At 65.6% G+C, this 26,702-nt stretch carries 23 protein-coding genes; 9 read left to right on the top strand and 14 right to left on the bottom strand.

Annotated elements, in window-relative coordinates:
• Positions 1-23: 23 nt before the first annotated feature.
• Positions 24-2,198, bottom strand: a complete 2,175-nt coding sequence (yccS, locus tag AACY13_RS15920; RefSeq protein ID WP_339462555.1) for a YccS family putative transporter — start codon at positions 2,196-2,198, stop codon at positions 24-26.
• Positions 2,199-2,376: 178 nt separating this feature from the next.
• On the opposite strand from yccS, the gene AACY13_RS15925 reads away from it, so the two are divergent.
• From AACY13_RS15925 to ald, 3 genes are all read left to right on the top strand, one after another.
• A complete protein-coding gene (locus tag AACY13_RS15925) occupies positions 2,377-3,759 on the top strand; it encodes an NfeD family protein (protein ID WP_445262584.1) in 1,383 nt (460 codons plus the stop codon).
• Between the two features lie 2 nt (positions 3,760-3,761).
• Positions 3,762-4,514: a slipin family protein gene (locus AACY13_RS15930; protein WP_339462556.1), complete on the top strand. Its 753-nt coding sequence runs from the start codon at positions 3,762-3,764 to the stop codon at positions 4,512-4,514.
• A gap of 246 nt (positions 4,515-4,760) precedes the next feature.
• Positions 4,761-5,882, top strand: coding sequence for an alanine dehydrogenase (ald, locus tag AACY13_RS15935; protein ID WP_339462557.1), 1,122 nt, complete (start codon positions 4,761-4,763; stop codon positions 5,880-5,882).
• A gap of 43 nt (positions 5,883-5,925) precedes the next feature.
• Here the strand turns inward: ald and AACY13_RS15940 are convergent, their stop codons facing one another.
• From AACY13_RS15940 to AACY13_RS15970, 7 genes are all read right to left on the bottom strand, one after another.
• The gene (locus tag AACY13_RS15940; protein ID WP_339462558.1) at positions 5,926-6,591 is read right to left on the bottom strand and encodes a flavin reductase family protein; all 666 of its coding nucleotides are present in this window, start codon (positions 6,589-6,591) and stop codon (positions 5,926-5,928) included.
• A 13-nt stretch (positions 6,592-6,604) separates the two neighbouring features.
• Entirely contained in the window at positions 6,605-8,107 is a 1,503-nt protein-coding gene (locus tag AACY13_RS15945) for an amidohydrolase family protein (protein WP_339462559.1), read from the bottom strand.
• Complete coding sequence (locus AACY13_RS15950; RefSeq protein ID WP_339462560.1) at positions 8,104-9,300, bottom strand: amidohydrolase family protein; 1,197 nt, start codon at positions 9,298-9,300, stop codon at positions 8,104-8,106. Before AACY13_RS15950 ends, AACY13_RS15945 begins: the two co-directional genes overlap by 4 nt.
• Positions 9,301-9,429: 129 nt before the next feature.
• The gene (locus AACY13_RS15955; RefSeq protein WP_339462561.1) at positions 9,430-10,482 is read right to left on the bottom strand and encodes an extracellular solute-binding protein; all 1,053 of its coding nucleotides are present in this window, start codon (positions 10,480-10,482) and stop codon (positions 9,430-9,432) included.
• Positions 10,483-10,532: 50 nt separating this feature from the next.
• Entirely contained in the window at positions 10,533-11,324 is a 792-nt protein-coding gene (locus tag AACY13_RS15960; protein ID WP_339462562.1) for an ABC transporter permease, read from the bottom strand.
• Complete coding sequence (locus AACY13_RS15965; protein ID WP_339462563.1) at positions 11,324-12,238, bottom strand: ABC transporter permease; 915 nt, start codon at positions 12,236-12,238, stop codon at positions 11,324-11,326. The genes AACY13_RS15960 and AACY13_RS15965 overlap by 1 nt, the downstream gene beginning before the upstream one ends.
• Before the next feature lies 1 nt (position 12,239).
• Complete coding sequence (locus AACY13_RS15970) at positions 12,240-13,328, bottom strand: ABC transporter ATP-binding protein (protein WP_339462564.1); 1,089 nt, start codon at positions 13,326-13,328, stop codon at positions 12,240-12,242.
• Positions 13,329-13,469: 141 nt separating this feature from the next.
• Between AACY13_RS15970 and AACY13_RS15975 the strand changes: the two genes are divergently transcribed.
• From AACY13_RS15975 to AACY13_RS15995, 5 genes are all read left to right on the top strand, one after another.
• The gene (locus tag AACY13_RS15975) at positions 13,470-14,159 is read left to right on the top strand and encodes a GntR family transcriptional regulator (RefSeq protein ID WP_339462565.1); all 690 of its coding nucleotides are present in this window, start codon (positions 13,470-13,472) and stop codon (positions 14,157-14,159) included.
• An 8-nt stretch (positions 14,160-14,167) separates the two neighbouring features.
• Positions 14,168-14,935 carry an aspartate/glutamate racemase family protein gene (locus AACY13_RS15980; protein WP_339462566.1) on the top strand — a complete coding sequence of 256 codons (768 nt, stop codon included), beginning with the start codon at positions 14,168-14,170 and terminating at the stop codon, positions 14,933-14,935.
• Positions 14,936-15,065: 130 nt separating this feature from the next.
• Positions 15,066-15,713, top strand: coding sequence for a protocatechuate 3,4-dioxygenase (locus AACY13_RS15985; protein WP_339462567.1), 648 nt, complete (start codon positions 15,066-15,068; stop codon positions 15,711-15,713).
• Between the two features lie 71 nt (positions 15,714-15,784).
• Positions 15,785-16,558, top strand: coding sequence for a substrate-binding periplasmic protein (locus AACY13_RS15990; RefSeq protein ID WP_339462568.1), 774 nt, complete (start codon positions 15,785-15,787; stop codon positions 16,556-16,558).
• A gap of 131 nt (positions 16,559-16,689) precedes the next feature.
• Positions 16,690-17,553: a type 1 glutamine amidotransferase domain-containing protein gene (locus tag AACY13_RS15995; protein ID WP_339462569.1), complete on the top strand. Its 864-nt coding sequence runs from the start codon at positions 16,690-16,692 to the stop codon at positions 17,551-17,553.
• Positions 17,554-17,563: 10 nt separating this feature from the next.
• Here the strand turns inward: AACY13_RS15995 and AACY13_RS16000 are convergent, their stop codons facing one another.
• The gene (locus AACY13_RS16000) at positions 17,564-18,595 is read right to left on the bottom strand and encodes a hypothetical protein (RefSeq protein WP_339462570.1); all 1,032 of its coding nucleotides are present in this window, start codon (positions 18,593-18,595) and stop codon (positions 17,564-17,566) included.
• A gap of 189 nt (positions 18,596-18,784) precedes the next feature.
• On the bottom strand, positions 18,785-19,969 hold the full coding sequence (locus AACY13_RS16005) for an NAD(P)/FAD-dependent oxidoreductase (protein WP_339462571.1): 1,185 nt from the start codon (positions 19,967-19,969) through the stop codon (positions 18,785-18,787).
• 203 nt (positions 19,970-20,172) lie between these two features.
• On the opposite strand from AACY13_RS16005, the gene AACY13_RS16010 reads away from it, so the two are divergent.
• A complete protein-coding gene (locus tag AACY13_RS16010) occupies positions 20,173-20,322 on the top strand; it encodes a DUF3096 domain-containing protein (protein WP_325503544.1) in 150 nt (49 codons plus the stop codon).
• A 194-nt stretch (positions 20,323-20,516) separates the two neighbouring features.
• Here AACY13_RS16010 and AACY13_RS16015 read toward each other — a convergent pair whose 3' ends face one another.
• The 4 genes from AACY13_RS16015 to betB all read right to left on the bottom strand — a co-directional run bounded on the left by AACY13_RS16015 (position 20,517) and on the right by betB (position 26,561).
• The gene (locus tag AACY13_RS16015; RefSeq protein WP_339462572.1) at positions 20,517-21,752 is read right to left on the bottom strand and encodes a diguanylate cyclase domain-containing protein; all 1,236 of its coding nucleotides are present in this window, start codon (positions 21,750-21,752) and stop codon (positions 20,517-20,519) included.
• A 48-nt stretch (positions 21,753-21,800) separates the two neighbouring features.
• Complete coding sequence (dbpA, locus tag AACY13_RS16020; RefSeq protein ID WP_339462573.1) at positions 21,801-23,180, bottom strand: ATP-dependent RNA helicase DbpA; 1,380 nt, start codon at positions 23,178-23,180, stop codon at positions 21,801-21,803.
• 122 nt (positions 23,181-23,302) lie between these two features.
• Positions 23,303-24,991: a choline dehydrogenase gene (betA, locus tag AACY13_RS16025; RefSeq protein WP_339462574.1), complete on the bottom strand. Its 1,689-nt coding sequence runs from the start codon at positions 24,989-24,991 to the stop codon at positions 23,303-23,305.
• A 97-nt stretch (positions 24,992-25,088) separates the two neighbouring features.
• Positions 25,089-26,561, bottom strand: coding sequence for a betaine-aldehyde dehydrogenase (gene betB / locus AACY13_RS16030; RefSeq protein ID WP_339462575.1), 1,473 nt, complete (start codon positions 26,559-26,561; stop codon positions 25,089-25,091).
• Positions 26,562-26,702: the final 141 nt, after the last annotated feature.

Raw genomic sequence — 26,702 nt, forward strand, 5'->3', positions numbered from 1 at the left:
CGGGTCGGATGGCGGGTCTGACCTCAGGCTTGCGCGCCCTTGCGCAGGTGGGCGGCCAGGGTGCGCAGCGGCCCGAGCTGGCGGCAGATCAGTGCCAGCTGGGTCTGCACCAGGCGCTGCTGGTCGTCCAGGCTGTCGTCGGGCTGCTCCAGGCGACTGGCCAGCTGTTCTTCCGCATCGCTGTGAATCGCCACCGGGCGTCCTTCATTCAGGCACTGGGCGATCTCATCGAGGCTGGCCGCCAGGTGGTCGGCCCCGAGCCGCAGCGGATTGTCGCTGCCCTCCAGGCGGGTTTCGCCGCGGTGCGCGCCGAGCCCGGAGAGATAGCTCAGGAGGGTGTGCGACAGCACCAGAAAGCGGAAGCCGATATCCGCCTCCTTACGGAAGTGCCCGGGCTCCATCAGCATATTGCCCAGGGTGGTCGACAGGGTCGCATCGGCGTTGTGCGCGTTGCGCCGCGCCAGGCGATAGGCCAGGTCGTCGCGCTTGCCGCTGGCGTACTGGGCGATGATCTGCTGCAGGTAGCGGCTGTTGCAGCTCAGGGTATTGGCCAACAGGCGGTTGAGGCGGCGGCCCTGCCAGTCCGGCAGAATCAGGAATACCGCCAGGCCGGCGATCAGGCTGCCCAGTAGGGTATCCACCAGGCGCGGGATAAACAGGCCGTAGCTGTCGCCCACCTGGTTGAAGCAGAACAGCACCAGCAGGGTGATGGCTGCGGTGGCCAGGGTGTAACGGCTGCTGCGCAGGGCGAAGAAGGCCACCCCGGCCACCACCGCGAAGAACGCCTGCACCAGCGGGTTGGGAAACAGGTCGAACAACGCCCAGCCAAGTAGCAAGCCGAGCACCGTACCGCCGATACGTTGCACCAGCTTGAGCCGGGTCGCGCCGTAGTTCGGCTGGCAGACGAACAGGGTGGTCAGCAGAATCCAGTAGCCCTGGGTCGGGTGGATCCAGTGCAGCAGGCCGTAGCCGACGGTCAGCGCGCAGGACAGACGCAGGGCATGGCGGAACAGCAGCGAGGTCGGCGTCAGCTGCAGGCGCAGGCGCTCCCAGACGTCCTTGAGCGATTGCGGCTCGCGGTCGAGCAGGCTGCTGTCCTGCTCCTCGGCCAGGGCATCGGGGCTGCTCGCGTTGCTCAGCAGCTCATCGAGGCTGCGCAGGTTACCGGCCAGGGCCGCGAGGGAGCGCAGCAGGTGCCGCCAGGCCGGGTTGCTCTGCACCCGCAGGTGTTCCAGGGAGTTGTGCAGGTCGTCGAGGGCCTGGCCGCACAGCTCGCGGTACTCGAACGGTTGGCGCAGCTCGATGGCCTGGGCCAGGCGCTGGCAGGCCTGGCCGTGCAGCCGCAGCAGGCGCTGGCAGCGGAACAGCACATCGCTGTGGAAGAAGGCTTCGGCCAGTTCGTTGTAGGGGTAGTGCGAGGAACTGGCGCGCTCGTGCAGGTCCTGGGCGAGGAAATACAGCTTGAGGTAGCGGCCGACCTTGGGCCCGGGGCGGCCATTGCCGACCCGGTGCAGGATCACCTCCTTGCAGGCGTTGAGCGCGGCGACGACCCGGCCGTTCTGCTTGGCTAGGGCCAGCCGACGTTCCTCCACATCCAGTTGGCGCAGGGGCTCGAACAGCGCGGCCTTGAGCTTGAGGTACAGGCCCAGCTCGCGAAACAGCCGGGCCAGGCTGTGCTGCACCGGCTGGTGGGCGAATAGCGCGTTCCACAGCACCGACAGCAGGCCGTACCAGGCCGCGCCCGCCACCAGCAGCAGGGGTTCCAGCCAGAGCCCGGCGCTGCCGCCACGCTGCTCCACGCCGATCATGCTGTACACCGCCAGGATCAGTGTGGCCGAACCCAGGGTGGCGTAGCGTTCGCCCAGGGCTCCGAACATGGTCAGGGCGAAGCTGGCCAGGGCCAGGGCGCTGACGAACAGCCAGGGGTGGGGAAACAGCCACTCCACCGCATAGGCCGCGGCGCTGAAACAGCCCAGGGTCACCAGCAGGGCCACCAGGCGACCCTGCCAGCTGTCGTCGGTCTCGGCCAGGGCACTGGCGATGACCCCGAGAAACAGAGGGATCAGGGCATGCATCCAGCCTTGCGCCCAGCACAGCAGCAGCGCGCCGCTGAGGGCGATAAAGACCCGCAGGCTGTAGCTGAACTTGTCCAGCGCCCAGAGGCGGCGCAGGGAATGGCTGAGGGGGCTGGACGGCATGAGCTGGGGTCTTGTGCAGCGGGAATAGCGAGCAGCCTAACGGACTCCGCGCGGTGGCGGCAGCCCCCGCTGACGCTGTCGGGTAAATTCGGTCGCCAGGTACCATGGTCTATCCTCTAAACAGGTAGCCGGATCGCAGCCTGTGGACCTTGATCATTCCGGCTGCCGGGAGCGCTTCGTGAAACGGGTTCTATGCTGTTGCGTGCTGGTCCTGGCCTGGGTGCTGGGGCCGGGCGCTGGGCTGGCGGCTCCGGCTCCGGTGCTGGAGTTGCGGGTCGATGGGGCCATCGGACCGGCCAGCGCCGACTATGTGGTGCGTGGCCTGGCCCGCGGCCAGGAGCTGGGCGCGCAGCTGGTGGTGCTGAACATGGACACCCCAGGTGGCCTGGATACTTCCATGCGCGCGATTATCAAGGCGATCCTCGCCAGCCCGGTACCGGTGGCCACCTATGTCGCCCCCAGCGGTGCCCGGGCCGCCAGTGCCGGGACCTATATCCTCTATGCCAGCCATATCGCCGCCATGGCCCCGGGTACCAACCTGGGCGCGGCCACCCCGGTGGCCATCGGCATGCCCGGTGCGCCGAGCGGCAAACCCGCTGGCAAGGAGGAGAAAAAACCGGACGAGGAGGGCCAGCAGGAGAGCCCGGCGGACGCCATGAGCGCCAAGCAGATCAACGATGCCTCGGCCTATATCCGCGGCCTGGCGCAACTGCGCGGGCGCAATGTCGAATGGGCCGAGCAGGCGGTGCGCCAGGCGAGCAGCCTGTCCGCCGAGGAGGCGCTGCAGCGCAAGGTGGTCGACTACCTGGCCAGCGACCTGGCCGATCTGCTGCGTCAGCTGCAGGGCAAGAGCTTCAAGGCGGCCAATATGGACGTGCGCCTGGAAACCATCGGTGCCCCGCTGATCAGTCTCGAGCCGGACTGGCGCACCCGCCTGCTGGCGGTGATCACCAACCCCAGCGTGGCGCTGATCCTGATGATGATCGGCATCTACGGGCTGATCTTCGAATTCTCCAATCCGGGTAGCGGGGTCGGCGGCGTGCTGGGCGGCATCAGCCTGATTCTCGGCCTCTATGCCCTGCAGTTGCTGCCGGTGAACTATGCCGGGGCCGCGCTGATTCTGCTCGGTATCGGCTTTATGGCGGCGGAGGCTTTCCTACCCAGCTTCGGCATTCTGGGCATCGGCGGGGTGGTGGCCTTCGTCTTCGGTGCGTTGATCCTGATCGACACCGATGTGCCGGGCTTCGGCATTCCCCTGGCGCTGATCGTCAGCCTGGCACTGAGCAGCGCCCTGTTGATCGTGCTGATCGTCGGCATGGCCCTGCGTGCCCGTGGGCGCTTGCAGGTCAGCGGCGACCAGCCGCTGCTGGGCAGCCGCGCCGCGATCCTGGCGGTGCAGGCGGACGACCCCTGCGGCGGCTGGGTGCTGCTGCAGGGCGAGCGCTGGCAGGTACAGAGCGACACGCCGCTGGTGCCCGGGCAGCAGGTGCAGGTACAGGCGCGCAAGGGCGTACGACTGGACGTGATCGCGGCTGATCGGCAGCCGCGACAAGGAGAATAGTCATGGGTTACGAATTGGGTTTTCTACCGCTGCTGGTCCTTCTGTTGGCCTTGGTGGTTTCGGCGTTCCGCATCCTGCGCGAGTACGAGCGCGGCGTGGTGTTCCAGCTCGGGCGCTTCTGGAAGGTCAAGGGCCCGGGTCTGGTCATCGTTATCCCCGGCATCCAGCAAATGGTGCGGGTGGATCTGCGCACCATCGTGCTGGACGTGCCGACCCAGGACGTGATTTCCCGCGACAACGTCTCGGTCAAGGTCAATGCGGTGGTCTACTTCCGCGTGCTCGACCCCCAGAAGGCAATTATCCAGGTCGAGGACTATCACAGCGCCACCAGCCAGCTGGCCCAGACCACCCTGCGCGCGGTGCTCGGCAAGCATGAGCTGGACGAGATGCTGGCCGAGCGCGAACGCCTGAATGTCGATATCCAGCAGGTGTTGGACATCCAGACCGACGCCTGGGGCATCAAGGTGGCCAATGTCGAGATCAAGCATGTCGATCTGGACGAGTCGATGATCCGCGCCATCGCCAAGCAGGCCGAGGCCGAACGCGAGCGGCGGGCCAAGGTGATCCATGCCGAGGGCGAGCTGCAGGCCTCGGAAAAACTGATGCAGGCCGCCGAGATGCTCGGCCGCCAGTCCGGGGCCATGCAGCTGCGCTATATGCAGACCCTGAGCAATATCGCCGGCGACAAGAGCTCGACCATCGTCTTTCCGCTGCCGATCGAACTGCTGCAGGGCATTGCCGAGGCGAAGAAGTAGGCTGATCCGATAGGTGCTGCATGCAGCGGGTAGGGTGCGCCGTGCGCACCGGTGCTGATCACGGACTCGCGGCAATCTTCTATATCTGGGGATCGGGCGCACAGGGTGCGCGCCAGCGTAACCGCCTCCGGACTGCCGCGAAGCGGCGGCTTTCAGTTGAATTCCCTGAAAGCCGTGGCCAATTCAGGTCGGTTTGCCCCGCAGGTTTTCTAGACTTCCAGATAGGTTCGTTTGCTGGAGGTGGTTATGCGCATCGCCGTACCCAAGGAAATCAAGAATCACGAATACCGCGTCGGTCTGACCCCGCAATCGGTGGCCGAATTGGTCGCCCTCGGCCATCAGCTCTGGGTCGAGACCCAGGCCGGGGCGGCCATCGGCTTCAGCGATGGCGACTACCAGCAGGCCGGCGCGCAGATCGCCCGGGATGCCGCCGAGGTCTTCGGCGATGCCGGACTGATCGTCAAGGTCAAGGAACCCCTGGCGGTCGAGCGCGCCCGGCTGCGGCCCGAACACTGCCTGTTCACCTACCTGCACCTGGCCCCGGATCGGGCGCAGACCGAGGAGCTGATGGCCAGCGGGGCCCTGTGCATCGCCTACGAGACGGTGACCGACGGCCATGGTCGCCTGCCGCTGCTGGCCCCGATGTCCGAGGTGGCTGGGCGCATGTCGATCCAGGCCGGTGCCGGTTGCCTGGAAAAGGCCCGTGGCGGCCGCGGCGTGCTGCTCGGCGGGGTCCCCGGGGTGGCCCCGGGCAAGGTGGTGATACTCGGCGGCGGGGTGGTCGGCAGTCATGCCCTGGCCATGGCCGTCGGCCTGGGTGCCGACGTCAGGGTGCTGGACAAGAACGTCGATGCCTTGCGTCGCCTGGATGCCCAGTACGGCAACCGCATCACCACCCTCTATTCGACCCGTGCGGCGCTGCGCGAGCAGGTGCTGGCCGCCGACCTGGTGATCGGCGGCGTACTGATCCCCGGGGCCGCCGCGCCCAAGCTGATCAGCGCCGAGATGATCCGGCAGATGCAACCCGGTGCGGTGCTGGTGGACGTGGCCATCGACCAGGGCGGTTGCGCCGAGACGTCCCGCGCCACCACCCATGCCGACCCCACCTATGTGGTCGACGAAGTGGTGCACTACTGCGTGGCCAATATGCCCGGCGCGGTGGCGCGCACCTCGACCCTGGCGCTGAACAACGCCACCCTGCCGTTCGTTATCGCCCTGGCCGAGAAGGGCCCACGCCGCGCCCTGGAGGACGACCCGCACCTGCTGGCGGGGCTGAATGTGGCCCGCGGCGCGATCACCTGCGCCAGCGTGGCCGAAGCCCATGGTCTGGCCTACCAGCCGGCGAGCGGGGTGCTGGGGCACCTCTAGCAGGCTGTGCCCGGGATACCTGCAATGTCGGCGGCGCGCCGTCCTACAGGTCGGATACCGGCCAGATGCGCTCTCCGCCGCCCGGCTGTTCCCGCCACGCCTGCAATGAGCGTGTCGGCAGGTCGAAGTAGTCCCGCGTCCGTGCATAACCATGACCGCCCATGCGGCCGACGGCATCCAGGCCAAGTTGGTCGATGTAGAGGGTCTGTGGATCGATCAGATCGTCGCGCACGTGGGCCATCAGCACTTCGCCGAAGATGATTTCTCGCGACTGGCCAATGGATAAGCCCATCATCCGTCGACACTCCAGGGCGACCGGTGCTTCCTGGATGCGCGGGCAGGCGACGCGGCTGCCCGGGATGGCGGTCAGACCGGCTGCAAGCAACTCATCGAAACCTGGATCGAAGGGCACGGCGCAGACGTTCATGGCTTCCACCAGGGCGTCCGAGACGATGTTTACGGTAAATTCCTGGTTCAGCAGAATGTTACGTGTGGTGTCCTTCGGGTTGAGGTCAGCGTGGTGCTCGACTCCCAGCGCGAGGATCGGCGGGTCGGCGCAGAGTGCGTTGAAGAAGCTGAAAGGCGCGGCATTGGCGCGGCCTTCGGCATCCACCGTGGTGACCAGGGCAATGGGGCGGGGCACCACGCTGCCGATCAGTATCTTGTATTTCTCGCGTGGGCCCAGTTGGGCAAAGTCGAAACTCAGCATGGCGATGTACTCTTTATCGGTCGGGTGCGGTGGCGAGGATGCAGAGTGGGCGTGATTCACTCCAGGCATCGGCGAAGGGAATTGCTGGCTTGAACAGGCCGCGCCAATCGGGCTGGCAGTGAGCCCGGTCGGCGTGGCTTTGCATCAGCTTATGGAACTGCCTCTGGGCCTGCTGCTGGATGGCGGGATAGTCCACGCCCTGCACTTGGCCGTTTTCCATCACACGGCGACCGTCGATCCAGCTGTCTACGCAATCGTCGCCGCGGCCGGCGAGGATAAGGTTCTTCAGCGGGTCGAACAGCGGGCCAAGGTGCAGGCCGTCAAGGCCGAACACGGCGATATCGGCGCGCGCGCCGGGGGCGAGGCGACCGAGATCGTTGCGCCCCAGTGCCTGTGCCCCTCCCAGAGTAGCGGCGTTGTAGAGGTCGAGGGCGCAGGTCTGTGCAGTTCCGTCTTCCTTGATGCGGGCGATATTCAGGCCCTGGCGCATGTTGTCCAAGAGGTCCGCCGGCCAGGTGTCGGTGCCGAGGGCGAGGTTGACACCGCGGGTGCGGTAGCGGCCGAAGGAATCAAGGGCCTCGCCGTCGCGGGCGAATACCACCGGACAATGCACCAGGCTGGTACCGCTGTCGGCCAGGCGTACGAGGTCGTCGTCGCCTTCGATGTGGATACCGTGGGGCAGCACGGTGTGCGGGCCGAGCAGTTTAAGCTGCTCCAGCCAAGCCAGTGGTGCCAGGCCGCGCAACTGTTTTACCCGCGCCACTTCGTCCTGGCCCTGGCAGCAGTGCAGGCGCACCGGGGCGGCCAGTTCGTGGGCGAGGGCTGCGGTGCGTCGCAGCAGCGCCGGGGTGCAGGTCTGGATGCGGTCGGGCAGCAGGGCACCGCGGATCAGGCCACCGTGGGCACCGTCGAAGTCGCGGAAGAAACGCTCGGCGGCGGTGAGGCCGGCCAGGCCCAGGGCTTCATCCCAGTGCTCGGCCAGCATGCCCTCGGCGCTGAGGTAGTGCATTCCGCTCATGTAGCAGGGGCCGAGGTAGGTGCGCAGGCCCAGCTCGGCGGCCACCCCGACGACGGCGGCGAACTCGTCGTAGGTTTCCGCCCATGCGCGGTAGTACATCGAGGTGATCGGCATCGCCGTGGTGATGCCGTTGCGAATCAGCTGGGTGAAGGCGTAGCGGTACTTGAAGATCTCTTCGTCGAAGCTGTAGCTCTCCCGTGGCCCGCTCGTCAGGTATTCCTCCGACCACATACGGCCCATGCTGCGCTCGTCACCATTGTCAAAGGTGAGCACCGTGGAGTCGAGGTCGCCAAGGGCGTCGAGGTCGATCAGGCCGGGACTGATGAGGGCGTTGCCGTAGTCGATCCACTGCTCGACCGGGCCGGGGAAGCCACGGCCGACGAAGAGGATTCGCTCACCTTCGATCACCACCTCGGCATCGCGCCAGAGTACGTGGCGGCGGCCGTCGAAGCCGACCACGCAGCTGGCCTTGAGGCCGGTGCGGCGCGGCGTGCTCACAGGCGGCTCTCCAGCAGGCGGCCATGCTCGGCGACCAACTGGCCGGCGCGGTAGACCTGGCGGCTGGGGCGCGCCACCACGGCTTCCCCCAGGCTCTCGGCGTCGAGCAGGAGGAAGTCGGCGGGGCTGCCGAGGGTCAGGCCATGGCTGTGCAGTCCCAGGGCGCGGGCACCATGCAGGCTGGCGGCGTCGAAGGCGGTGGTCAGCTCTTCGTCCTTGTTTAGGTCGAAGCGGAAGGCCAGCAGCATGGCGCGCTCCAGCATGTCGCCATTGCCCATGGGAGACCAGGCGTCGCGAATGCCGTCAGAGCCGAGGCAGAGGTTGACGCCGGTCTTGTGCAGGGTGAGGAAGGGCGGCACCGGGCAGTCGGCCGGTGCCGAGCTCATCAGTGAGATGCCGAGTTCGGCCAGGCGTTCGGCTAGCGGCCTGACCTGGCTCCAGGGGGCCATGCCCAGGCAGTAGGCGTGGCTGATCATCACCCGGCCCTGGCGGTTGAAGCGCTCGGCGTAGTCGGTAATGCGGGCGATCTGCCAGAGGCCCAGCTCGCCCTTGTCGTGCAGGTGAATGTCGACCCCGCGATCGAACTCGGCGGCGAGTCCGAAGATGATGTCGAGCTGAGCGATGGGATCGTTGTCGATGCCGCAGGGATCGAGTCCGCCGACATTCTCCACGCCCATCTGCAAGGCCTGGCGCATCAGTTCGGCAGTGCCGGGGCGGCTGACCAGGCCGGTCTGCGGGAATACCACCAGCTCCAGGTCAATCAGGTCGCGGTAGCGCCCTTGCAGGGCCAGCATCGCTTCCACGTGGCGCAGGCCGAACTCTGGGTCGATGTCTACGTGGCAGCGCATGGCGAGCGAGCCGCGGGCGATGCAGTGCTCCAGCAGGGCCCCGGCGCGCTCGGCGATGGGGGCGGTGACTTCGCGTAGCACGCGGCGCTCGTTGGCGATGTAGTCCTTGAGTGTCGGCCCTGCGCTGTTTGGGTGCCAGGGCTGGCCCCAGAGGGTCTTGTCCAGGTGGATGTGGCTTTCCACCAGGGCACAGGTCATCAGCTGGCCGGCACCGTCGATGTCGCTGGCAGCGAGCGGTGCATCGCTGGCCGGACGGCGTTCGGCAAAGGTGCCTGCGTCGATCAGGAAGTCTTCGGCCGCGCCGCCGTAGGGGCGGGCATTACGCAGCCAGTAGCTGTCGTTCATGGGAACCTCGGGGGCAGTGACAAGGAAATGTTCGTAGGTGCGAGCTCTGCTCGTGAACAGGCTCTTGATGAGTAAGGCTCGCACCAAGGATCGCTGCACGATCCTTGGTGAATGAATGCGCGCCTACAGTCAGCCCTTGAGCCTGGACCAGATGCGGTCCTGCAGCTCGCGGGCCTGGTTGCTGCACTCTTTCTCCGGTCGCAGACGTTCGGCATAGGCGTCCGGCATATTGATGGCGTCCATCACGCGCCACTTCTTGTCGAGTAGCGCGTCGCTGTCGATGCCGTTGGCGTAGGCGATGCTGTTCGATACGGCGGCGGCATTCTCCGGCTTCATCATCCAGTCGATGAAGCGCTTGGCGTTGCCCGGGTGTGGTGCGCTCTTGGGTACGGCGAAGTTGTCCTGGAACATGGAGATGCCTTCGCGCGGGTAGACGTATTTGATGCTGCTCTTTTGCAGGGTGGCGCGGGCAGTGGAGCCGTTCCAGTTCTGCATCATGATGATCTCGCCGGAGGCCATGCGGTCCACCGTGTTGTCGGAGCTGTACATCTTCAGGAAGGGCTTCTGCTTCTGCAGCAGTTCGAGAATGCGCTTGGCGTCCTGTGGGTTCTCGCTGCACTCATCCATGCCCAGGTAGTGGCTGGCGGCATTGATCAGGCTGCTCGGGGTATCCAGTGCGGCGACCTGGCCCTGCAGCTCTGGACGCGGTTCGAAGAACTCCTTCCAGGAGTCGTCAAGTTGGCCGCCCGGCACCCGCGCGCTGTCATAGGAGAAACCAGTGGTACCCCAGAGGTAGGGCGCGGAGTACTGGCGACCCGGATCGAACTCGGGGTCGCGAAAGGCTTCCTTTACATGCACGAAGTTCGGCAGGCTGGCCGCGTCGATTGCCTGCAGCAGTCCCTGTTCGATCAGGGTGCGCATGATCGAGTGCGACGGCACTATCACATCGTAGGCGGCACCACCGGCCTGCAGCTTGGCCAGCAGCGTTTCGTTGCTGTCGTAGCCATCCATGGTGACCTTGATGCCGGTCTCCTGTTCGAACTTGGCCAGCAGTTCCACCGGGTAGTAGTCGGTCCAGTTGTAGAAGAACAGCTTCTTGGGTTCCTCGGCCTGGGCGAAGGATGTGGCAAGGCAACTCAGGGCAAAACCGGCAACGGCATGACGCAATGCTTGCAGCTTCATTGTTTTTCTCCGGATTGACGAACAGGGTTGGGCAGCAGTGCAACGAGGGTTCAGGTGGCGGGCTTGCCGCGCTGGCCGAGCCAGTAGGAAAGCACCACCAGCACGATCGAGATCACCAGCATCAGGGTCGAGATGGCGTTGATCTCGGGCGTCACTCCAGCCTTGATGGCCGAGAAGATGTAGACCGGCAGCGTGGTCGAGCCGGGACCGGCGACGAAGAAGGTCATGATGAAGTCGTCCAGGCTGACCACGAACGCCAGCACCGCGCCAGATAGCACCGCCGGAAACAGCAGCGGCAGGGTGACCCGGTGAAAGGTCTGGAAGGGGTTGGCGTAGAGGTCGTTGGCCGCCTCCAGCAGGCTCTTGTCCAGGTCGTTCAGGCGTGCGCGGATAGGCAGGTAGGCGAAGGGGATGCAGAAGCCGATGTGGGCGATGATCACCGTCAGCAGGCCGAGCTTGATACCGAGAGCCATGAACAGCAGCAGGGTGGCCACCGCAGTGACGATTTCCGGCAGGATAAGTGGCAGGTTGATACCGCCTTCCACCATCTTTTGTCCGTAGAACGGTCGGTAGGTGGCCAGCGCCGCGAGCAGGGCGATAGCGGTAGCGCAGACGGTGGCGATGCTGGCGACGATCACCGAGTTCAGCGCTGCGGCCTGGATCGAGGGGTTGTCCAGAATACGGCCGTACCAGGCGAAGGAGAACTCGGTCCAGACGGTGGCGGTACGGTTGGCGTTGAAGCTATAGGCGATCAGCACCAGGATCGGCAGGTACAGGTAGGCCAGAACCAGCAGGCTGGTTTCGCGGGTAAGCGGTAGCTTCTTCAGGTGGTTAGCGATCATCAGCGTGCTCCCTGGAGGACGGCTTTGGCGGCCTTGCGGCTGTAGAGGGCGTAGAGCATCAGGGCAAGCAGCATCAGACCCAGCAGGAGGAAAGACAGCGAACTGCCCAGCGGCCAGTTGCGTGCGGTGCCGAACTGCTGCTGGATCAGGTTGCCGATCATCAGCGTCTTGCCGCCGCCGAGGATCGCCGGGGTGATAAAGGCTCCCAGGCTCGGCACGAATACCAACAGCGAACCGGCCACCACGCCCGGCATGGACAGTGGCAGGATCACCCGGCGTAAAGCCTTCCAGCGGTTGGCACCAAGGTCGTAGGCGGCTTCCACCAGGCGCCAGTCGAGCTTCTCCAGAGTGGCGTAGAGCGGCAGGATCATAAATGGCAGAAAGCTGTAGATCAGTCCGACCACCACGGCGAAGTCGTTGTACAGCAGGGTGATGCCGCCAGCCTGGGGGAACAGGGCGTTGAGGCTCTGCGCCAGCCAGCCATGCTCGCGCAGGATGATCAGCCAGGCGTAGTTGCGGATCAGTAGGTTGGTCCAGAAGGGAATGGTGATCAGCAGCACCATGAGGTTGCGTGAGCGCTCGCTGAGGCTGCTCATCCACAGCGCTACGGGGAAACCGAAGAGGAAGCACAGCAGAGTGGTGCCGCCAGCCTGCAGCGCCGAGCGTAACAGTGCCTGGGCATAGACCCAGTTGAGCGCCTGGTTACCGTCGAAGTCCTCCTGGAAGAGCAGTTGGATATAGCTGTGCCACTGCAAGTCGGCACTCCAGTCTACGCCGCCATGGAGGTTGCGCGGCAGCAGGCTGATATAGCCCATGATGCTCAGGGGAACAACGATCAGGCCGAGCAGGGTGAGCAGTACCGGTGTGAGCAGCAACAACCGGTTGAGGCTGGGGGCGGTGGCGCTGACGCTCATCTCAGGCCTCCATCAACAGGCAGGCGTGGGGCGGCAGGTGCACCGCGACGCTGGAACCCACGGTACGGGCGCTGGCACTGCCCTCATTGTTTTCCCGCAGCATCACCGTGGCGTTGTTACTCAGACGGCATTGGTAGAGGGTGGCTGTGCCAACATACAACACGGTTTCGACAACGCCCTGTAGATGGTGTGGCTGGGATGGCTCCACCAGCTTTGAGCGCTCCGGGCGGAAGGCCAGTTGCACCGCGCCGCTCTCCAGTGCGGTCGCGGGGTTGCAGGGGATTTCCACGGGCATGCCCTCCGGCTGGAACAGGCCGCCGTTCTGCGCGCAACGGCGCAGGTTGCCGGGGAGGAAGTTGATGTCGCCGATGAAGTGCGCGACGAAGCGGTGTTGCGGGCGTTCGTAGATTTCGTTGGGCGTGCCGATCTGCAGAATCCTGCCGCTGGACATCACCGCTATGCGGTCGGACAGGGCTAGCGCCTCTTCCTGGTCGTGGGTGACGAAGATAAAGGTGATGCCCGCCTCCTGCTGCACCCGTTTGAGCTCAACCTGCATCTCCTTGCGTAGCTTCAGATCCAGCGCCGAGAGCGGCTCGTCCAGTAGCAGTACATCGGGCTTGGGTGCCAGGGCGCGGGCCAGCGCTACGCGCTGCTGCTGGCCGCCGGAAAGCTCCGCGGGGCGGCGACGGGCGAGGTGCTCCATCTGTACCAGGGCCAGCATCTCCTTCACCCGGGCAGGAATGGCCGAACGCTCCAGCCCCTGCATCTCCAGGCCGAAGGCGATATTCTCGGTCACGCTCATATGCGGGAACAGCGCGTAGTTCTGGAACACGGTGTTGACCCGGCGTTTGTAAGGCGGCAGCTCGTCCACCCGATGGCCGCCAATATGGATGCTGCCGGAGCTGACCTGCTCGAACCCGGCGATGGATCTGAGCAGGGTGGTCTTGCCGCAGCCCGAGGGGCCGAGGAGGGTGAAGAACTCGTTGTGACGGATGCTCACCGAGACGTCGTCGAGCGCGGGTGCCACGGCGGGGTCGTCGATGTAGCGCTTGCTGACGTGTTGCACCTCGATGGAAGATGTGTGGTTCATTTTGGTGCACTCCTGTTGTTTTTGTATGCAAAAATTGAATGCAATATAGAAATACTAGGATTATGCTGGCAACGCAACCGGGTTTTCCGGCGGCTCGTTTCCGCCGCTATCCAGGTTGTGAACTGAATTACGGAGTCATACATGGCAGACAAGAAGCTGGAAACCACGGTTGATCGCGTCTACCAGGGGGTTTATCAGGCCATCAGCAAGCGCTCGCTGCGGCCCGGAATGAAACTAGGAGAGGCATCCCTGGCGGAGCTGTTCAACGTCAGTCGCACCTCGGTGCGGGCGGCGCTAAAGCAACTGGAGGCCGATGGCCTGGTCTCCACCGAAACCAACAAGGGGGCTTGGGTATCGTTGCCCAGCGACGAGGAAATCCGCGCGTTGTTCGAGGCGCGTCGGCTGATCGAGATCGGTATGGTCACCGAGCTCTGTCGGCGGCGTGGCGGTTCGGCCATGCCGAGCCTGCGCGAGCATCTGCTGCTGGAGGAAGAGGCGCGGCTCGGTCATGACCATGAGCGGTTGATCCACCTGCTCGGCGAGTTCCACATCAAGCTGGCCGAGGCACTCAACAACCCGGTGCTGCTGGATTGGTTCCGCAAGCTTATCTCCCGTGCCTCGCTTTACGCCGCTGCACTGGACGACGAGCGGCATGACGCTTGCCGCGACGACGAGCACTTGCGTCTGATCGAGTTCATTGAGGCGGGCAACCAGAATGCCGCCATCGAGCTGACCTGCTTCCACCTGATCGCCATCGAGACCGCCATCCTCGAGTCGGCCGGCAAGCTCAAAGCCAGCTACCACCCGCTGAAGCACCTGATCGGAGCCTGAGCGCAGCGATGAAAATCCAACTTATCAACCCGAACACCAGCGTTGCCATGACCGCCCGCCTGGCTGAGACCGCTCGACCCCTGCTGCGTCCAGGTAACCAGCTGTTGGCCGTGACCAGCAGCGCGGGGCCGGCCTCCATCGAATGCCACTACGACGAGGCGCTCTGCTTGCCTGGGTTGCTCCAGGCCATCCGCGACGGCGAGCGCGATGGTGCCGAAGGGCATGTGATCGCGTGTTTTGGCGACCCCGGTCTGCTGGCTGCGCGGGAAATCTCCCGGCATCCGGTGATCGGCATCGCCGAGGCTGCCATGCACCTGGCGACCTGGGTCGCCACCGGGTTCAGCATCGTGACGACCCTGGACCGCACCAAGATCATTGCCCGCCATCTTGTCGAGCGCTATGGGTTTACTCAGTACTGCCGGGGCATCCATGCCGTGGACATCCCGGTGCTTGCTCTGGATGGGCAACCCCAAGGCCTGCAGCATCTGATGCACAAGGCCTGTGAGGAAGCCTTGGAGCACGACCAGTCTGGCGCTATCGTCCTCGGTTGCGCCGGTATGAGCCACCTGGCCGAGTCGCTCAGTGGTGCACTGGGTGTACCGGTGATCGACGGTGTGGGTGCCGGGTTGAAACTGGTGGAGTTGCTCGGCGAACTCAAGTTGAGTACTAGCAAGCGGGGCGATCTGGATTATCCGCTGGCCAAACCCTATTCGGGTTTTTTGCAGGGTTTCGCCTGGCCCCGCAGCGGCCCTGCGGAGCCTCGTTTCTCCGGCTGAGTGCTCGGCTGTCGCGTTCCGCGCAACAACCTCGAGGGCCGCTGGGCTTCATGTCCTCGGCCGCGCATGCCGGTGCGCAATGCATGGCGTACTACACTGGTCGGCAGGGCAGCCATGTAGGGAGTGGAGCATGCTGGATATCAATCGTCGGCGCATCCTGCTCGCCGTCAGCGGCGGCGTGCTGCTGGCCAGCCCATCGCTGGCTTTGGCCCAGCGCCTGCTGACCCCGGCACAGACCCTGGGGCCCTTCTACCCGGATCAGTTACCGCTGGACCGCGACAACGATCTGTTGCAGGTCGAGGGCCATGCCGAGCTGGCCGAGGGAATTCGCGTGCAGCTGCACGGGAAGATTCTCGATGGCCGCGGCGCGCCGCTCGAGGGCGCACTGGTGGAGATCTGGCAGGTCGATGCCCGCGGCATCTACCTGCACAGCCGTGGCGGCGACAGGGCGCGGCGTGACAGTAATTTCCAGGGCTATGGTCGCTTCACCACCGGCGGCGATGGCCGTTACCGCTTTCGCACCATTCGCCCGGTGGCCTATCCGGGGCGCACGCCGCATATCCACTTCGCCGTGACCCTGCCGGGGCAGCCGCGCTTTGCCACTCAGTGCTATATCCGTGGCGAGCCGCGCAACCCGCGCGACGGCCTGCTCAACGCCATCCGCGAGCCGGCCCTGCGCGAGCTGCTGGTGGTTCCCTTTGTCCCGGTTGCGGGCGCGCGCCAGCCCGAGCAAGTGGCGCGTTTCGATATCGTCCTGGGGCTGACACCGGCCTCCTGATAGCGCCCATGGTGCTTGCAGGCCAGGCCGACTACGCTGAAAGGACAACCCCCTGCCATGAGGCATTTCCCGTGACTGCAGTCAGGTTTCGCGAATGGCTCTGCCTGCTGCTGGTTTGCTGTCTACCCCTGCAGCTGCCGGCCCAGCCCCAGCCCTTGCACCTGTACACGGAAGAGTACCCGCCGATCAATTTCAGCCTGAATGGCCGCCCCACCGGCCTGGCCACCGAGGTGGTGCGCGCGATCATGCAGCGCACCGGGCAGAATGCGCCGATCAGCCTGGTACCCTGGGCTCGCGGTTACCAGCTGGCGCTGACCCGGCCCAATACCGGGTTGTTCGTGGCCATGCGCACCCCGGAGCGCGAACGGCTGTTCAAATGGGTCGGCCCCCTGACGCGCAATGTCACCGGCTTCTATGCCCTGCGCAGCGCCGGCCTGAGCATCGAGCGCCTGGAGCAGGCCCGCGAGTTCGGCGAGATCGCCGTACCGCGTGACTGGTACAGCCATCAGCGCTTGCGGGCCGAGGGCTTCAGCAACCTGACCCCGGTCACCGGGCCGAGCCAGGTGGTGAGCATGCTCAAGCGTGGCCGGGTCAAGCTGATGGTGCTGGACAACCTCAGCCTCAGCGCCTTGCTGGCCCAGGGCGATATCCGTACGGATGAAGTGCAGTTGCTGTTTACCCTGATGGACAGCGACAGCTATATCGCCTTCTCGATGCAGACCGACGAGGCCCTGGTCACGCGCTGGCAACGCGAGCTGGACGGGATGAAGGCCGACGGCAGTTTTGCCGCCATCTACCATAAATGGCTGCCCGGCGAACCGCTGCCGGGCAGGGTCGAGCCCTAGGGGCGGTTGCCGTTTTCTCCGGGTGCGGCGGCTACAGACTCCTGAGGTCGCTGCCTTGGCTTGCGCGGCCACTCGTCGCTTGCGGTGTCAGCGGCTAAGCTCGCCTCTCCCCTTGTCGAAGAAGTTGCGCCATGTTCGCCAAAACCGTGCTGATTGCCTTGCCCGAGCGTGATTTCGATCCCACGGAGGTTGCCATCAGCTGGCAGGTGTTGCGCGCGGCCGGTTATCGGGTGTGCTTTGCCACCCCTGGCGGCCGGGCGGCAGCAGGTGATCCGCTGATGCTTGCCGGCGAGGGGCTGGATCCCTGGGGCTGGCTGCCCGGGCTGCGCCGCTTCAAACTGCTGGGTCTGCTCCTGCGGGCCCGCCGCGATGCCCGCCAGGCCTATGCCCGCATGCTGGACGATAACGGGTTCCGCCAGCCCTTGAGTTATGCGCAACTGCGCCTCGACGACTTCGACGGCCTGCTGCTACCCGGCGGGCATTGGGCGCGGGGCATGCGCGCCTATCTGGAAGACCCTAGCCTGCAAGCCTTTGTCGGGGCCTTCCTGGCCAGCGCCAAGCCGGTCGCGGCGATCTGCCACGGCGTCCTGCTGGCCGCCCGCAGCCCCGGGGCGGACGGCCGTTCCGCGCTTTATGGACGCAAGACCACCGGGCTGACCTGGGCCATGGAGCGCAGCGCCTGGAACCTGACCCGCTTCTATGGCCGCTTCTGGGACCCCAACTACTACCGCACCTATCGCGAAGCAGCGGGCGAGCCGGCCGGCTACATGAGCGTGCAGGCCGAGGTCGGTCGCGCCCTGGCCAGTCCGGCGGATTTTCTCGATGTGCCGAAGGGTGCGCCGGACTACCTGCGCAAGACCAGCGGCCTGCACCGCGACAGCCAGCGCGACAGCCGCCCGGCCTGGGTGGTGCGCGATGGCAACTACCTGTCGGCGCGCTGGCCGGGGGATGTGCACGCGTTTGCCCAGGGCTTTGTCGAGATGCTCGCACAGTAGCGCAGCGGCCTTAGTGCGGCTGCCACAGCAGCAGGTAACCGGCCTCGTGGGAGGTGTCCAGGCCGACACTGAGGTCCTTGGCCTCGCGCAGTACCTCGAAGGTCACCACCAACGGGCGGGCGACGTAGCCGCTGTGCGGCTGGCCGGCCAAGGCCCGGTTCAATTCGTCGAGCACCTGCCAGCCCTGGACGCCGAGCGGCTCGGCAATGCTGGCGATCTGCTGGGACAAGCCGGAGTTGATGCGCCCCAGGGCCTTGGCCGAGCCGTCGCCGGCCGCGACATGGCGGATGTCCTTGCGCCCGAGGCGCGCCAGGGGCACATGGATATGATCGAAGTACACGTCGTTGATCGCCAGGCTATGGGTCCAGGCCGAGCCGAAACGCTGCTGCAGTTGCTTGACCCGCTCGGCGATTTGCGCCGACGCTGCCGCGATCGGCAGGTCTTCGATGCTCAGCAGGCGGCAGTCCGGGCACTCGCGGATGCGCTTGGCCATGCGCTCGGTCTTGGCCCGGGCAATCGCGAACTGGCTGTCGGTGAAGATCACCACCCCAGCCGCGCCCTCGTGGATGACCAGTTCGGCGGCGAGGTCGGCGACCACCTGCGGGTCGCTGGTGACATTGCTGAACAGCCATTCGCCGGGCCCCGGCTTATCCCCGGAGTGCCAGCCGACCAGAGGGATATTGCGTTGGCGGAACAGCGCCGGCAGTTCTTCGCCCAGGGCCCACACGCCGAAGCCTCCGAGCACCACGGCGTCGGGTTCCATCTCCAGCGCCCGCTCGGCGATACGCCGCCACTCGCTGGCCTCGCCGCGCCCATCCAGGGCCTGCACCTGCCAACTGACCAGCTTGGCCGCCCGCTCGACGCTGCGGTACACCCCGACCACGCCGCCGTTGCGAAAGTCGGCCGCGAGGAACACCACGCGTTTGCCCGGTATGACTGCCGGCCCCTCGCGGGGGCCTGGCCAGTCGGCTTGGCTGGTGGCACTGAGCAGGCCGAGCAGGCAGACAATCAGCAGGCGCAGCAATACAGCAGCCTTGACCATGGTTTGCCCTCCGCTCGAATGCCGTATACCCGCGCATGCCCCCGATCATCGCTGGCGCTATGCCATATAGCATAGCTGGCGCAGCGCGGAGCCAGGCGGAACTGCCGGGCGGTGGACAACGCTTCGTCTGACGCTGGGCGCGGGGATAGGCCTGGATTCGTTCGGCGCTAGCGCTCTGGCTGCGGCCTGCTAGACGTATTGCGCCGCCGCATAGCCCGAGGCCCAGGCCCACTGGAAGTTGAAGCCGCCCAGGTGGCCAGTGACGTCCAGTACTTCGCCGACGAAATACAGCCCCGGGGCTTTCAGCGACTCCATGGTCTTGGACGACACCTCGCGGGTGTCGACGCCGCCCAGGGTCACCTCGGCGGTGCGGTAACCCTCGGTGCCGGCCGGTACCAGCTGCCAGTCGGACAGCTGTTCGGCAATCGCCCCGAGTTCGCCAGGGCTGTACTGCTTGATCGGCTTGTTGACGAACCAGCCGTCGGTCAACAACCCGGCCATCTTCTTGGTGAACAGCTCGGCCAGCAGGGTCTTCAGCTCGCTATTGGGCCGCTGGCGCTGCTGCTCGGTCAGCCACTCGGGCAGGTCGATATGCGGCAGCAGGTCGATATGCAGAGTGTCGCCCGGTTGCCAGAAGGAGGAGATCTGCAGGATCGCAGGGCCGGACAGGCCGCGGTGGGTGAACAGGATATTCTCGCGGAAGCTCTGGCCGTTGCAGCTGACCAGGCAGTCCTCCACCGAGGTGCCGGACAGCTCAGTGCAAAGCGCCTTGAGCTGCGGGTCGGTGATGCTGAAGGGCACCAGGCCGGCGCGGGTCGGCAGCAACTGGTGGCCGAACTGTTTGGCCACCTGATAGCCGAAGCCGGTCGCGCCCAGGGTCGGGATCGACAGGCCGCCGGTGGCGATCACCAGGGACTCGCAGCGCACCGCACCGGCGCTGGTCTGCAGCTGATAGCCGCTATCCAGTTTGCCGATCTCGACCACCGAGGTGTCCAGGCGCAGCTCGACGCCGGCCTCGGTACATTCGCTGAGCAGCATGTCGAGAATGTCGCTGGCCTTGTGGTCGCAGAACAGCTGGCCGAGTTTTTTCTCGTGGTACGCCACGCCGTGCTTGGCCACCAGGGCGATAAAGTCCCACTGGGTATAACGGGCCAGGGCGGATTTGCAGAAGTGCGGGTTGTGCGAAAGAAAGTTGCTCGGCTCGCAGTACATATTGGTGAAGTTGCAGCGCCCGCCGCCGGACATCAGGATCTTCTTGCCGGCCTTGTTGGCGTGATCCAGCAGCAGCACCCGGCGGCCGCGCCCGGCGGCGGTCAGCGCGCACATCAAACCGGCCGCGCCGGCACCGATAATCACAACCTGCGTAGCAAGCACAGCGTTTTCCTCTGAACACCACAGGCCGCCTCGGGGGCCGCCAGACAGCGCGCATCTTACCTGAAGGAGGCGGGTGTCGGTGCGGCGGCCAGCCGTGCGGAGTCGGCGGGCGGCGTTGCGCTGGCGAACAGTCGTCGCCGGTTGCTGTCTACTGCAGTGCCGGCTCGTACCGGCCTCTCATTCGAACTAAAGGGAATGCCCCGATGACGCTTGCACTGACGCCTCTGATTTCTCTGATTGCCGGCATCCTGATCCTGGTCATGCCGCGGCTGTTGAACTATATCGTGGCCATCTACCTGATCATGATCGGCCTGGTGGGTATTTTCGGCGGCAACCTGAATCTGACCCTCTAGGGTCTGTTGAGAAACCACCTGCGTTGCCGCTACGGCATTGAAAAGGTTCGGACGATAGAACTGCTTTATTGAAGGCTATGTCCTCATTGCGTGTGGTGAGGCGATAAATTGTAGGTTGGCGTTGCGCGTAGCGAAGCCCAACAGGCAGTGGTATGCCTGGTTGGGCTTTGTCGTTTTTAGCGGCCGGTAACCGGCTACTGCCAGCAGTTGCGCCCGCGCCCGGCCTTTTTGGCCTGGTACAGGCGCATGTCGGCCTGGTGCAGGGCGCTTTCCAGGTCGTCCGGCGCGCCCTGGAAGATCCCGGCGCTAAAGGACAGCGGCGGTGCGCCTGTGGCGTATTTCAGGCTGGCACACTGGCTGCGCAGCTGATCCAGGGTGGCGCTCAGGGCGGCATCGTCCTGCTGGCTGAGCATGGCGAACTCCTCGCCGCCCAGGCGGCCGAGCAGGGCGTCGGGGAAGGTGGCAGAGAAGGCCCGGGCGAAGGCGATCAGCGCCGCATCGCCGCTGGCATGGCCGTGTTCGTCGTTGATCCGCTTGAAGTGATCCAGGTCGATCATCGCCACGCTGAGGTCGCGCCCGCCGCTTCTGGCCTGGGCGAACAGCTGCTGGCCGTGCTCGTAGAAGGCGCGGCGGTTGTTCAGCCCGGTGAGGGCATCGAACTGTGCGGCCTGGCGCAGGGCCAGCAGCAGGTCGCGGCGCTCCAGGGTCGACATTACCCGGCAGTTGAGCTCTTCCGGGCAGAAGGGTTTGCGCAGGAAGTCGTCGGCACCGTGCTTGATAAACATGGCGCTGAGCGAGCCTTTGGCGTCAGCCGAGAGGCCGAGAATGATCAGCTCATGGCGCTTCATCTTCTGCCGCAGCAGCTTGACCAGCTCGAAGCCGCTGATGCCCGGCATGCTGTGGTCGACCAGCAGCAGGTCGATATCCGGTTGTTCACGCAGGATGCGCAGGGCCTGGTCGCCGTCGCAGGCGTCGATGATCTGGTAGCGGTGCGGGGTCAGCACGTTGCGGATGTAGTGGCGGGTGGCCTCGCTGTCCTCGGCAATCAGGATCTTTACCTGGCTGTTGCTTTCCAGGCGGTGCAGCAGGCGGAAGGCGTATTCGTAGGAGTGCTGGCTTTCCTTGAGCACATAGTCGACCACGCCCTTGAGCAGCATCTGGTCGCGGCGCTGCTCGTTGTAGCTGCCGCTGAGGACGATGCAGGGCAGGTGGTAGCCCATCACCAGGTCGACGATCTCGCCGTCGGGGGCGTCCGGCAGGTTGAGGTCGACGATGGCCGCGAAGAACAGCTCGGCCGAGGTTTCCAGCATCACCCGGGCTTCGTCCAGGCTGGCGCAGAAGATCGGCTGCAGGCCGCTTTCCTTGCGGAACAGGTGCTCGAGGATCTTCAGCACCAGGGGGCTGTCTTCGACCACCAGAATATTGCGCACGGGCTGCTCCTCTATGCGGGCCGCGCTGGGGCGGCCGTTGCGTCTGAACTATAGGGTGCGAATGCGCAGCGAGCGGCCCTTGATCTTGCCTTCACTGAGGCACTTGAGCGCCTGCATGGCCACGACGCGCTCAACGGCCACGTAGGCCTGGAAGTCGAAGATGGCGATCTTGCCGACCTGCGCGCCGGGGATACCGGCCTCGCCAGTCAGGGCACCGAGGATATCGCCGGGGCGCAGCTTGTCCTTGCGCCCGGCACCGATGCACAGGGTGATCATGGGTGGCTGTAATGGCGCGCCGCCCTTGGCCTTGAGGCTGCTCAGCGGATGCCAGTTGAGCGGTGCCCTTTGCAGGGTTTCGATGGCCTGGGCGCGATGGCCTTCGGCTGGGGCCACCAGGCTCATGGCCAGGCCCTTTTCGCCGGCACGACCGGTACGGCCGACCCGGTGGATATGGATTTCCGAGTCGCGCGCCAGTTCGACGTTGATCACCATGTCCAGGGCGTCGATGTCCAGGCCGCGGGCGGCCACATCGGTGGCCACCAGTACCGACAGGCTGCGATTGGCAAACATCGCCAGCACCTGGTCACGGTCGCGCTGTTCCAGGTCGCCGTTCAGCGCGGCGGCGGAGATGCCTTTGGCGGTCAGGTGGTCGACCACTTCCTGGCACTGCTGCTTGGTAAAGCAGAAGGCCACGCAGGACTGCGGGCGGTAGCAGTTGAGCAGCTTGACCACCGCGTCCATGCGCTCTTCCGGGGCGATCTCGTAGAAGCGCTGCTCGATCTGGCTGTCGTCGTGCATGGCCTCGGCCTTGACCTGCTGCGGGTCGCGCATAAAGCTTGCCGAGAGCTGCTTGATGCCGCTCGGGTAGGTGGCGGAGAACAACAGGGTCTGGCGGCGAGTCGGGGTCTGGCCGATGATCTCGGCGATGCTGTCGTAGAAGCCCATGTCGAGCATGCGATCGGCTTCGTCGAGTACCAGGGTGTTGAGGCCGTCGAGCTTCAGCGTGCCCTTGGCCAGGTGCTGCTGGATGCGCCCCGGGGTGCCGACGATGATCTGCGCGCCATGCTCCAGGGAGCCGATCTGCGGGCCGAAGGGCACGCCGCCACACAGGGTAAGAATCTTGATGTTGTCAGCCGAGCGGGCCAGGCGGCGCAGCTCCTTGGCCACCTGGTCGGCCAGCTCACGGGTCGGGCAGATGACCAGGGCCTGGCAGCCGAAGTAGCGCGGATTGAGCGGATTGAGCAGGCCGATACCGAAGGCCGCGGTCTTGCCGCTGCCGGTCTTGGCCTGGGCGATCAGGTCCATGCCCTTGAGCATCACCGGCAGGCTCTGGGCCTGGATCGGGGTCATCTCCGTGTAGCCGAGGGACTCGAGATTGGCCAGCATGGCGGCGGAAAGCGGCAGAGAGGAAAACGCGGTGTTGGTCACGGTACAGGCCTGATAAGCAAAATGGCGCGCAGTGTAGCAGGCGCGCGGCCCAGGCAGGCGTTGCTGCGACCGGGGGCTGGCCGGTTGCCGTGGGGGCGCATGGCGCACCCCCTGTTTTCGGCCTAGCCCGCGCGTTGCGCCGTGCCGCGTACCGGCGCGCTGCCGGCTACGTAGTAGGGCGCGGTGCTACGCGGCAGGGGCGCGCGGCCGCGGATTTTGTCGGCGATCTTCTCGGCCATCATGATGGTCGGCGCGTTCAGGTTGCCGGTGGTGATCAGCGGCATGATCGACGCGTCGACCACCCGCAGCCCCTCCACACCGTGCACCCGGCCCTGGCCGTCGACCACAGCCATGTCGTCCTCGCCCATCTTGCACGAGCAGGAGGGGTGGAAGGCGGTTTCCGCATGCTCGCGGATAAAGGTGTCCAGCTCGGCGTCGCTCTGCACCTCCTTGCCCGGGCTGAGTTCGCGGCCGCGGAACGGATCGAGTGCCGACTGCGCCATGATCTCGCGGGTGATGCGGATGCCGTCGCGGAACTCCTGCCAGTCCTGGGCATGGCTCATATAGTTGAACAGGATGCTCGGGTGCTGGCGCGGATCCTTGGATTTCACCTGGACGCGACCGCGGCTGGGCGAACGCATGGAGCCCATGTGGGCCTGGAAACCGTGTTCCTTGACCGCGTTGCTGCCGTTGTAATTGATCGCCACCGGCAGGAAGTGGTACTGGATATTCGGCCATTCGAATTCGGCGCGGGTGCGGATAAAACCGCCGGCCTCGAACTGGTTGCTGGCCCCCAGGCCCTTGCCGCGAAACAGCCAGTTGGCCCCGATGGCCGGCTGGTTCCACCATTGCAGGGCCGGGTAGAGCGACACCGGCTGCTTGCAGGCGTACTGCAGGTAAAGCTCCAGATGGTCCTGCAGGTTCTGGCCGACGCCGGGCAGTTCGTGCACCAGCGGGATATCCAGCTCGCGCAGCAGGGCGGCCGGGCCGACGCCGGAGCGCTGGAGAATCTGCGGCGAGGCGATCGCACCGCTGCACAGCAGCACTTCACGGCGGGCGTTGACGATCACCGGAGTATCGCCGTCGCCCTGCAGGTAGGCCACGCCGATGGCGCGCTTGCCGCTGAACAGGATGCGGTCGGTGAGGGCGTGGGTGACGATGGTCAGGTTGGGCCGGCCCTTGGCCTGATCGAGGTAGCCGCGGGCGGTGCTGGCGCGTCGCCCCTGAGGGGTGACGGTACGGTCCATGGGGCCGAAGCCTTCCTGCTGGTAACCGTTGAGGTCGTCGGTACGCGGGTAGCCGGCCTGCACGCCGGCCTCGACCATGGCGTGGAACAGCGGGTTGTTGCCGTTCTTCGGCGTGGTGACCGACACCGGGCCGTCGCCGCCGTGGTAGGCGTTGGCCCCGATGTCGCGGGTTTCCGCCTTGCGGAAATACGGCAGGCAGTCCAGGTAGCTCCAGTCTTCCAGGCCCTTTTCCTGGGCCCAGCCGTCATAGTCCATGGCGTTGCCGCGGATATAGCACATGCCGTTGATCAGCGACGAGCCACCCAGGCCCTTGCCGCGGCCGCACTCCATGCGGCGGTTGGCCATGTGTGGCTCCGGATCGGTCTCGTAGGCCCAGTTGTAGCGCCGGCCCTGCAGGGGGAAGGCCAGGGCGGCGGGCATCTGGGTACGAAAATCCAGGCGGTAGTCCGGGCCGCCGGCTTCCAGCAGCAGCACGCTGACGCCCGCGTCCTCGGTCAGGCGGGTGGCCAGTACGTTACCGGCCGAGCCGGCACCGATGATGATGTAATCGAATTCTTGGGTCATGTGCATTACCTGTAGCGGGCCTGAATAGGGGCAGCGAGCAATCCGTGGGAGGGGCTTTAGCCGCGAAAAGCGTCGCGGCTAAAGCCCCTCCCACATCTCAGAACACCGAGGCGTAGCCGCCCAGTTCGACCTGTACCGATTTGATCCGGGTGTAGTGTGCCAGGGTGGTCAGGCCGTTTTCGCGGCCGACGCCGGACTGCTTGTAGCCGCCCACCGGCATCTCCGCCGGCGACTCGCCCCAGGTGTTGATCCAGCAGATGCCGGCCTCCAGCTGGTGGATGACCCGGTGCGCACGGGCCAGGTCGCGGGTCACCACGCCGGCCGCCAGGCCGTAGTCGGTGTCGTTGGCGCGGCGGATCACTTCCTCTTCGCTGTCGTAGACCAGGATGCTCATCACCGGGCCGAAGATCTCTTCGCGGGCGATGGTCATCTGATCCGTGCAGTCGGTGAAGACGGTCGGGGCGACATAGGCCCCCTTGGCGTACTCGCCCTCGGTCACGCGGTTGCCGCCGATCAGCAGGCGCGCGCCTTCCGCGCGGCCCTTGGCGATATAGCCGAGCACGCTGTCCATTTGCGCTGCGCTTACCAGCGGGCCGAAGTTGGTGGCCTCGTCCTCGGGGTTGCCCAGGCGGATGCGCTTGACCCGCTCGAGCACCTTGGCCTCGAAGCGTGCCTGCAGCATGCGCGGCACGAACACCCGGGTGCCGTTGGTGCAGACCTGGCCCGAGCTGTAGAAGTTGGCCATTACCGCGATATCGGCGGCGCGGTCGAGGTCGGCGTCTTCGAAGACGATCAGCGGCGACTTGCCGCCCAGCTCCATGGTCACTTCCTTGAGGCTGGAGCTGGAGGCGCTGGCCATGACCTTCTTGCCGGTGGCGGTGCCGCCGGTAAAGGAGATTTTCTCGATGCCGGGGTGTTCGGTCAGCCACTGGCCGACTTCGCTGCCGCTGCCGGTGAGGACGTTGAACACGCCATCGGGCAGGCCGGCCTCGGTGTAGATCTCGGCCAGCTTCAAGGTGGTCAGCGAGGTGACTTCGCTGGGCTTGAAGATCATCGCGTTGCCGGCGGCCAGGGCCGGGGCGGACTTCCACAGGGCGATCTGGATCGGGTAGTTCCACGCGCCGATACCGGCGACCACGCCCAGGGGCTCGCGGCGGGTATAGACGAAGCTGGTGTCGCGCAGCGGGATCTGTTCGCCCTCGATGGCGGGGATCAGGCCGGCGTAGTACTCCAGCACGTCGGCCCCGGTGACGATGTCGACATAGCGGGTCTCCGACAGCGGCTTGCCGGTGTCGAGGGTTTCCAGCGCGGCGAGCTCATCGTTGCGCTCACGGAGGATGTCCACCGCCTTGCGCAGGATGCGCGAGCGCTGCATGGCGGTCATCGCCGCCCAGACCTTCTGCCCGGCGGCGGCGCTGGCCACGGCCAGCTCGACATCGGCCTGGCTGGCGCGCTGCAGGTTGGCCAGGACTTCGCCGGTGGCCGGATTGATCGACTCGAAAGTGCCGCCGCTGCTGGCTGCTACGTAGCGGCCGCCAATATAGAGCTTCTGTTCGTCGAATCGGGCCATGGTCAGTCCTCCAGTCCAGTTGTCCACGACCGGGAATCCGCAGGGGCGATGAGCCGTCGAGGGTAAAAATAGATGTCGGACAGGCTAGAATATTTTTATTGAACGTTCAATCAATAAAGACGACAAGAGCCGATCTAGCCG

The organism is Pseudomonas sp. EA_105y_Pfl2_R69, from assembly GCF_963970915.1.
Taxonomy (GTDB): Bacteria; Pseudomonadota; Gammaproteobacteria; order Pseudomonadales; family Pseudomonadaceae; genus Aquipseudomonas.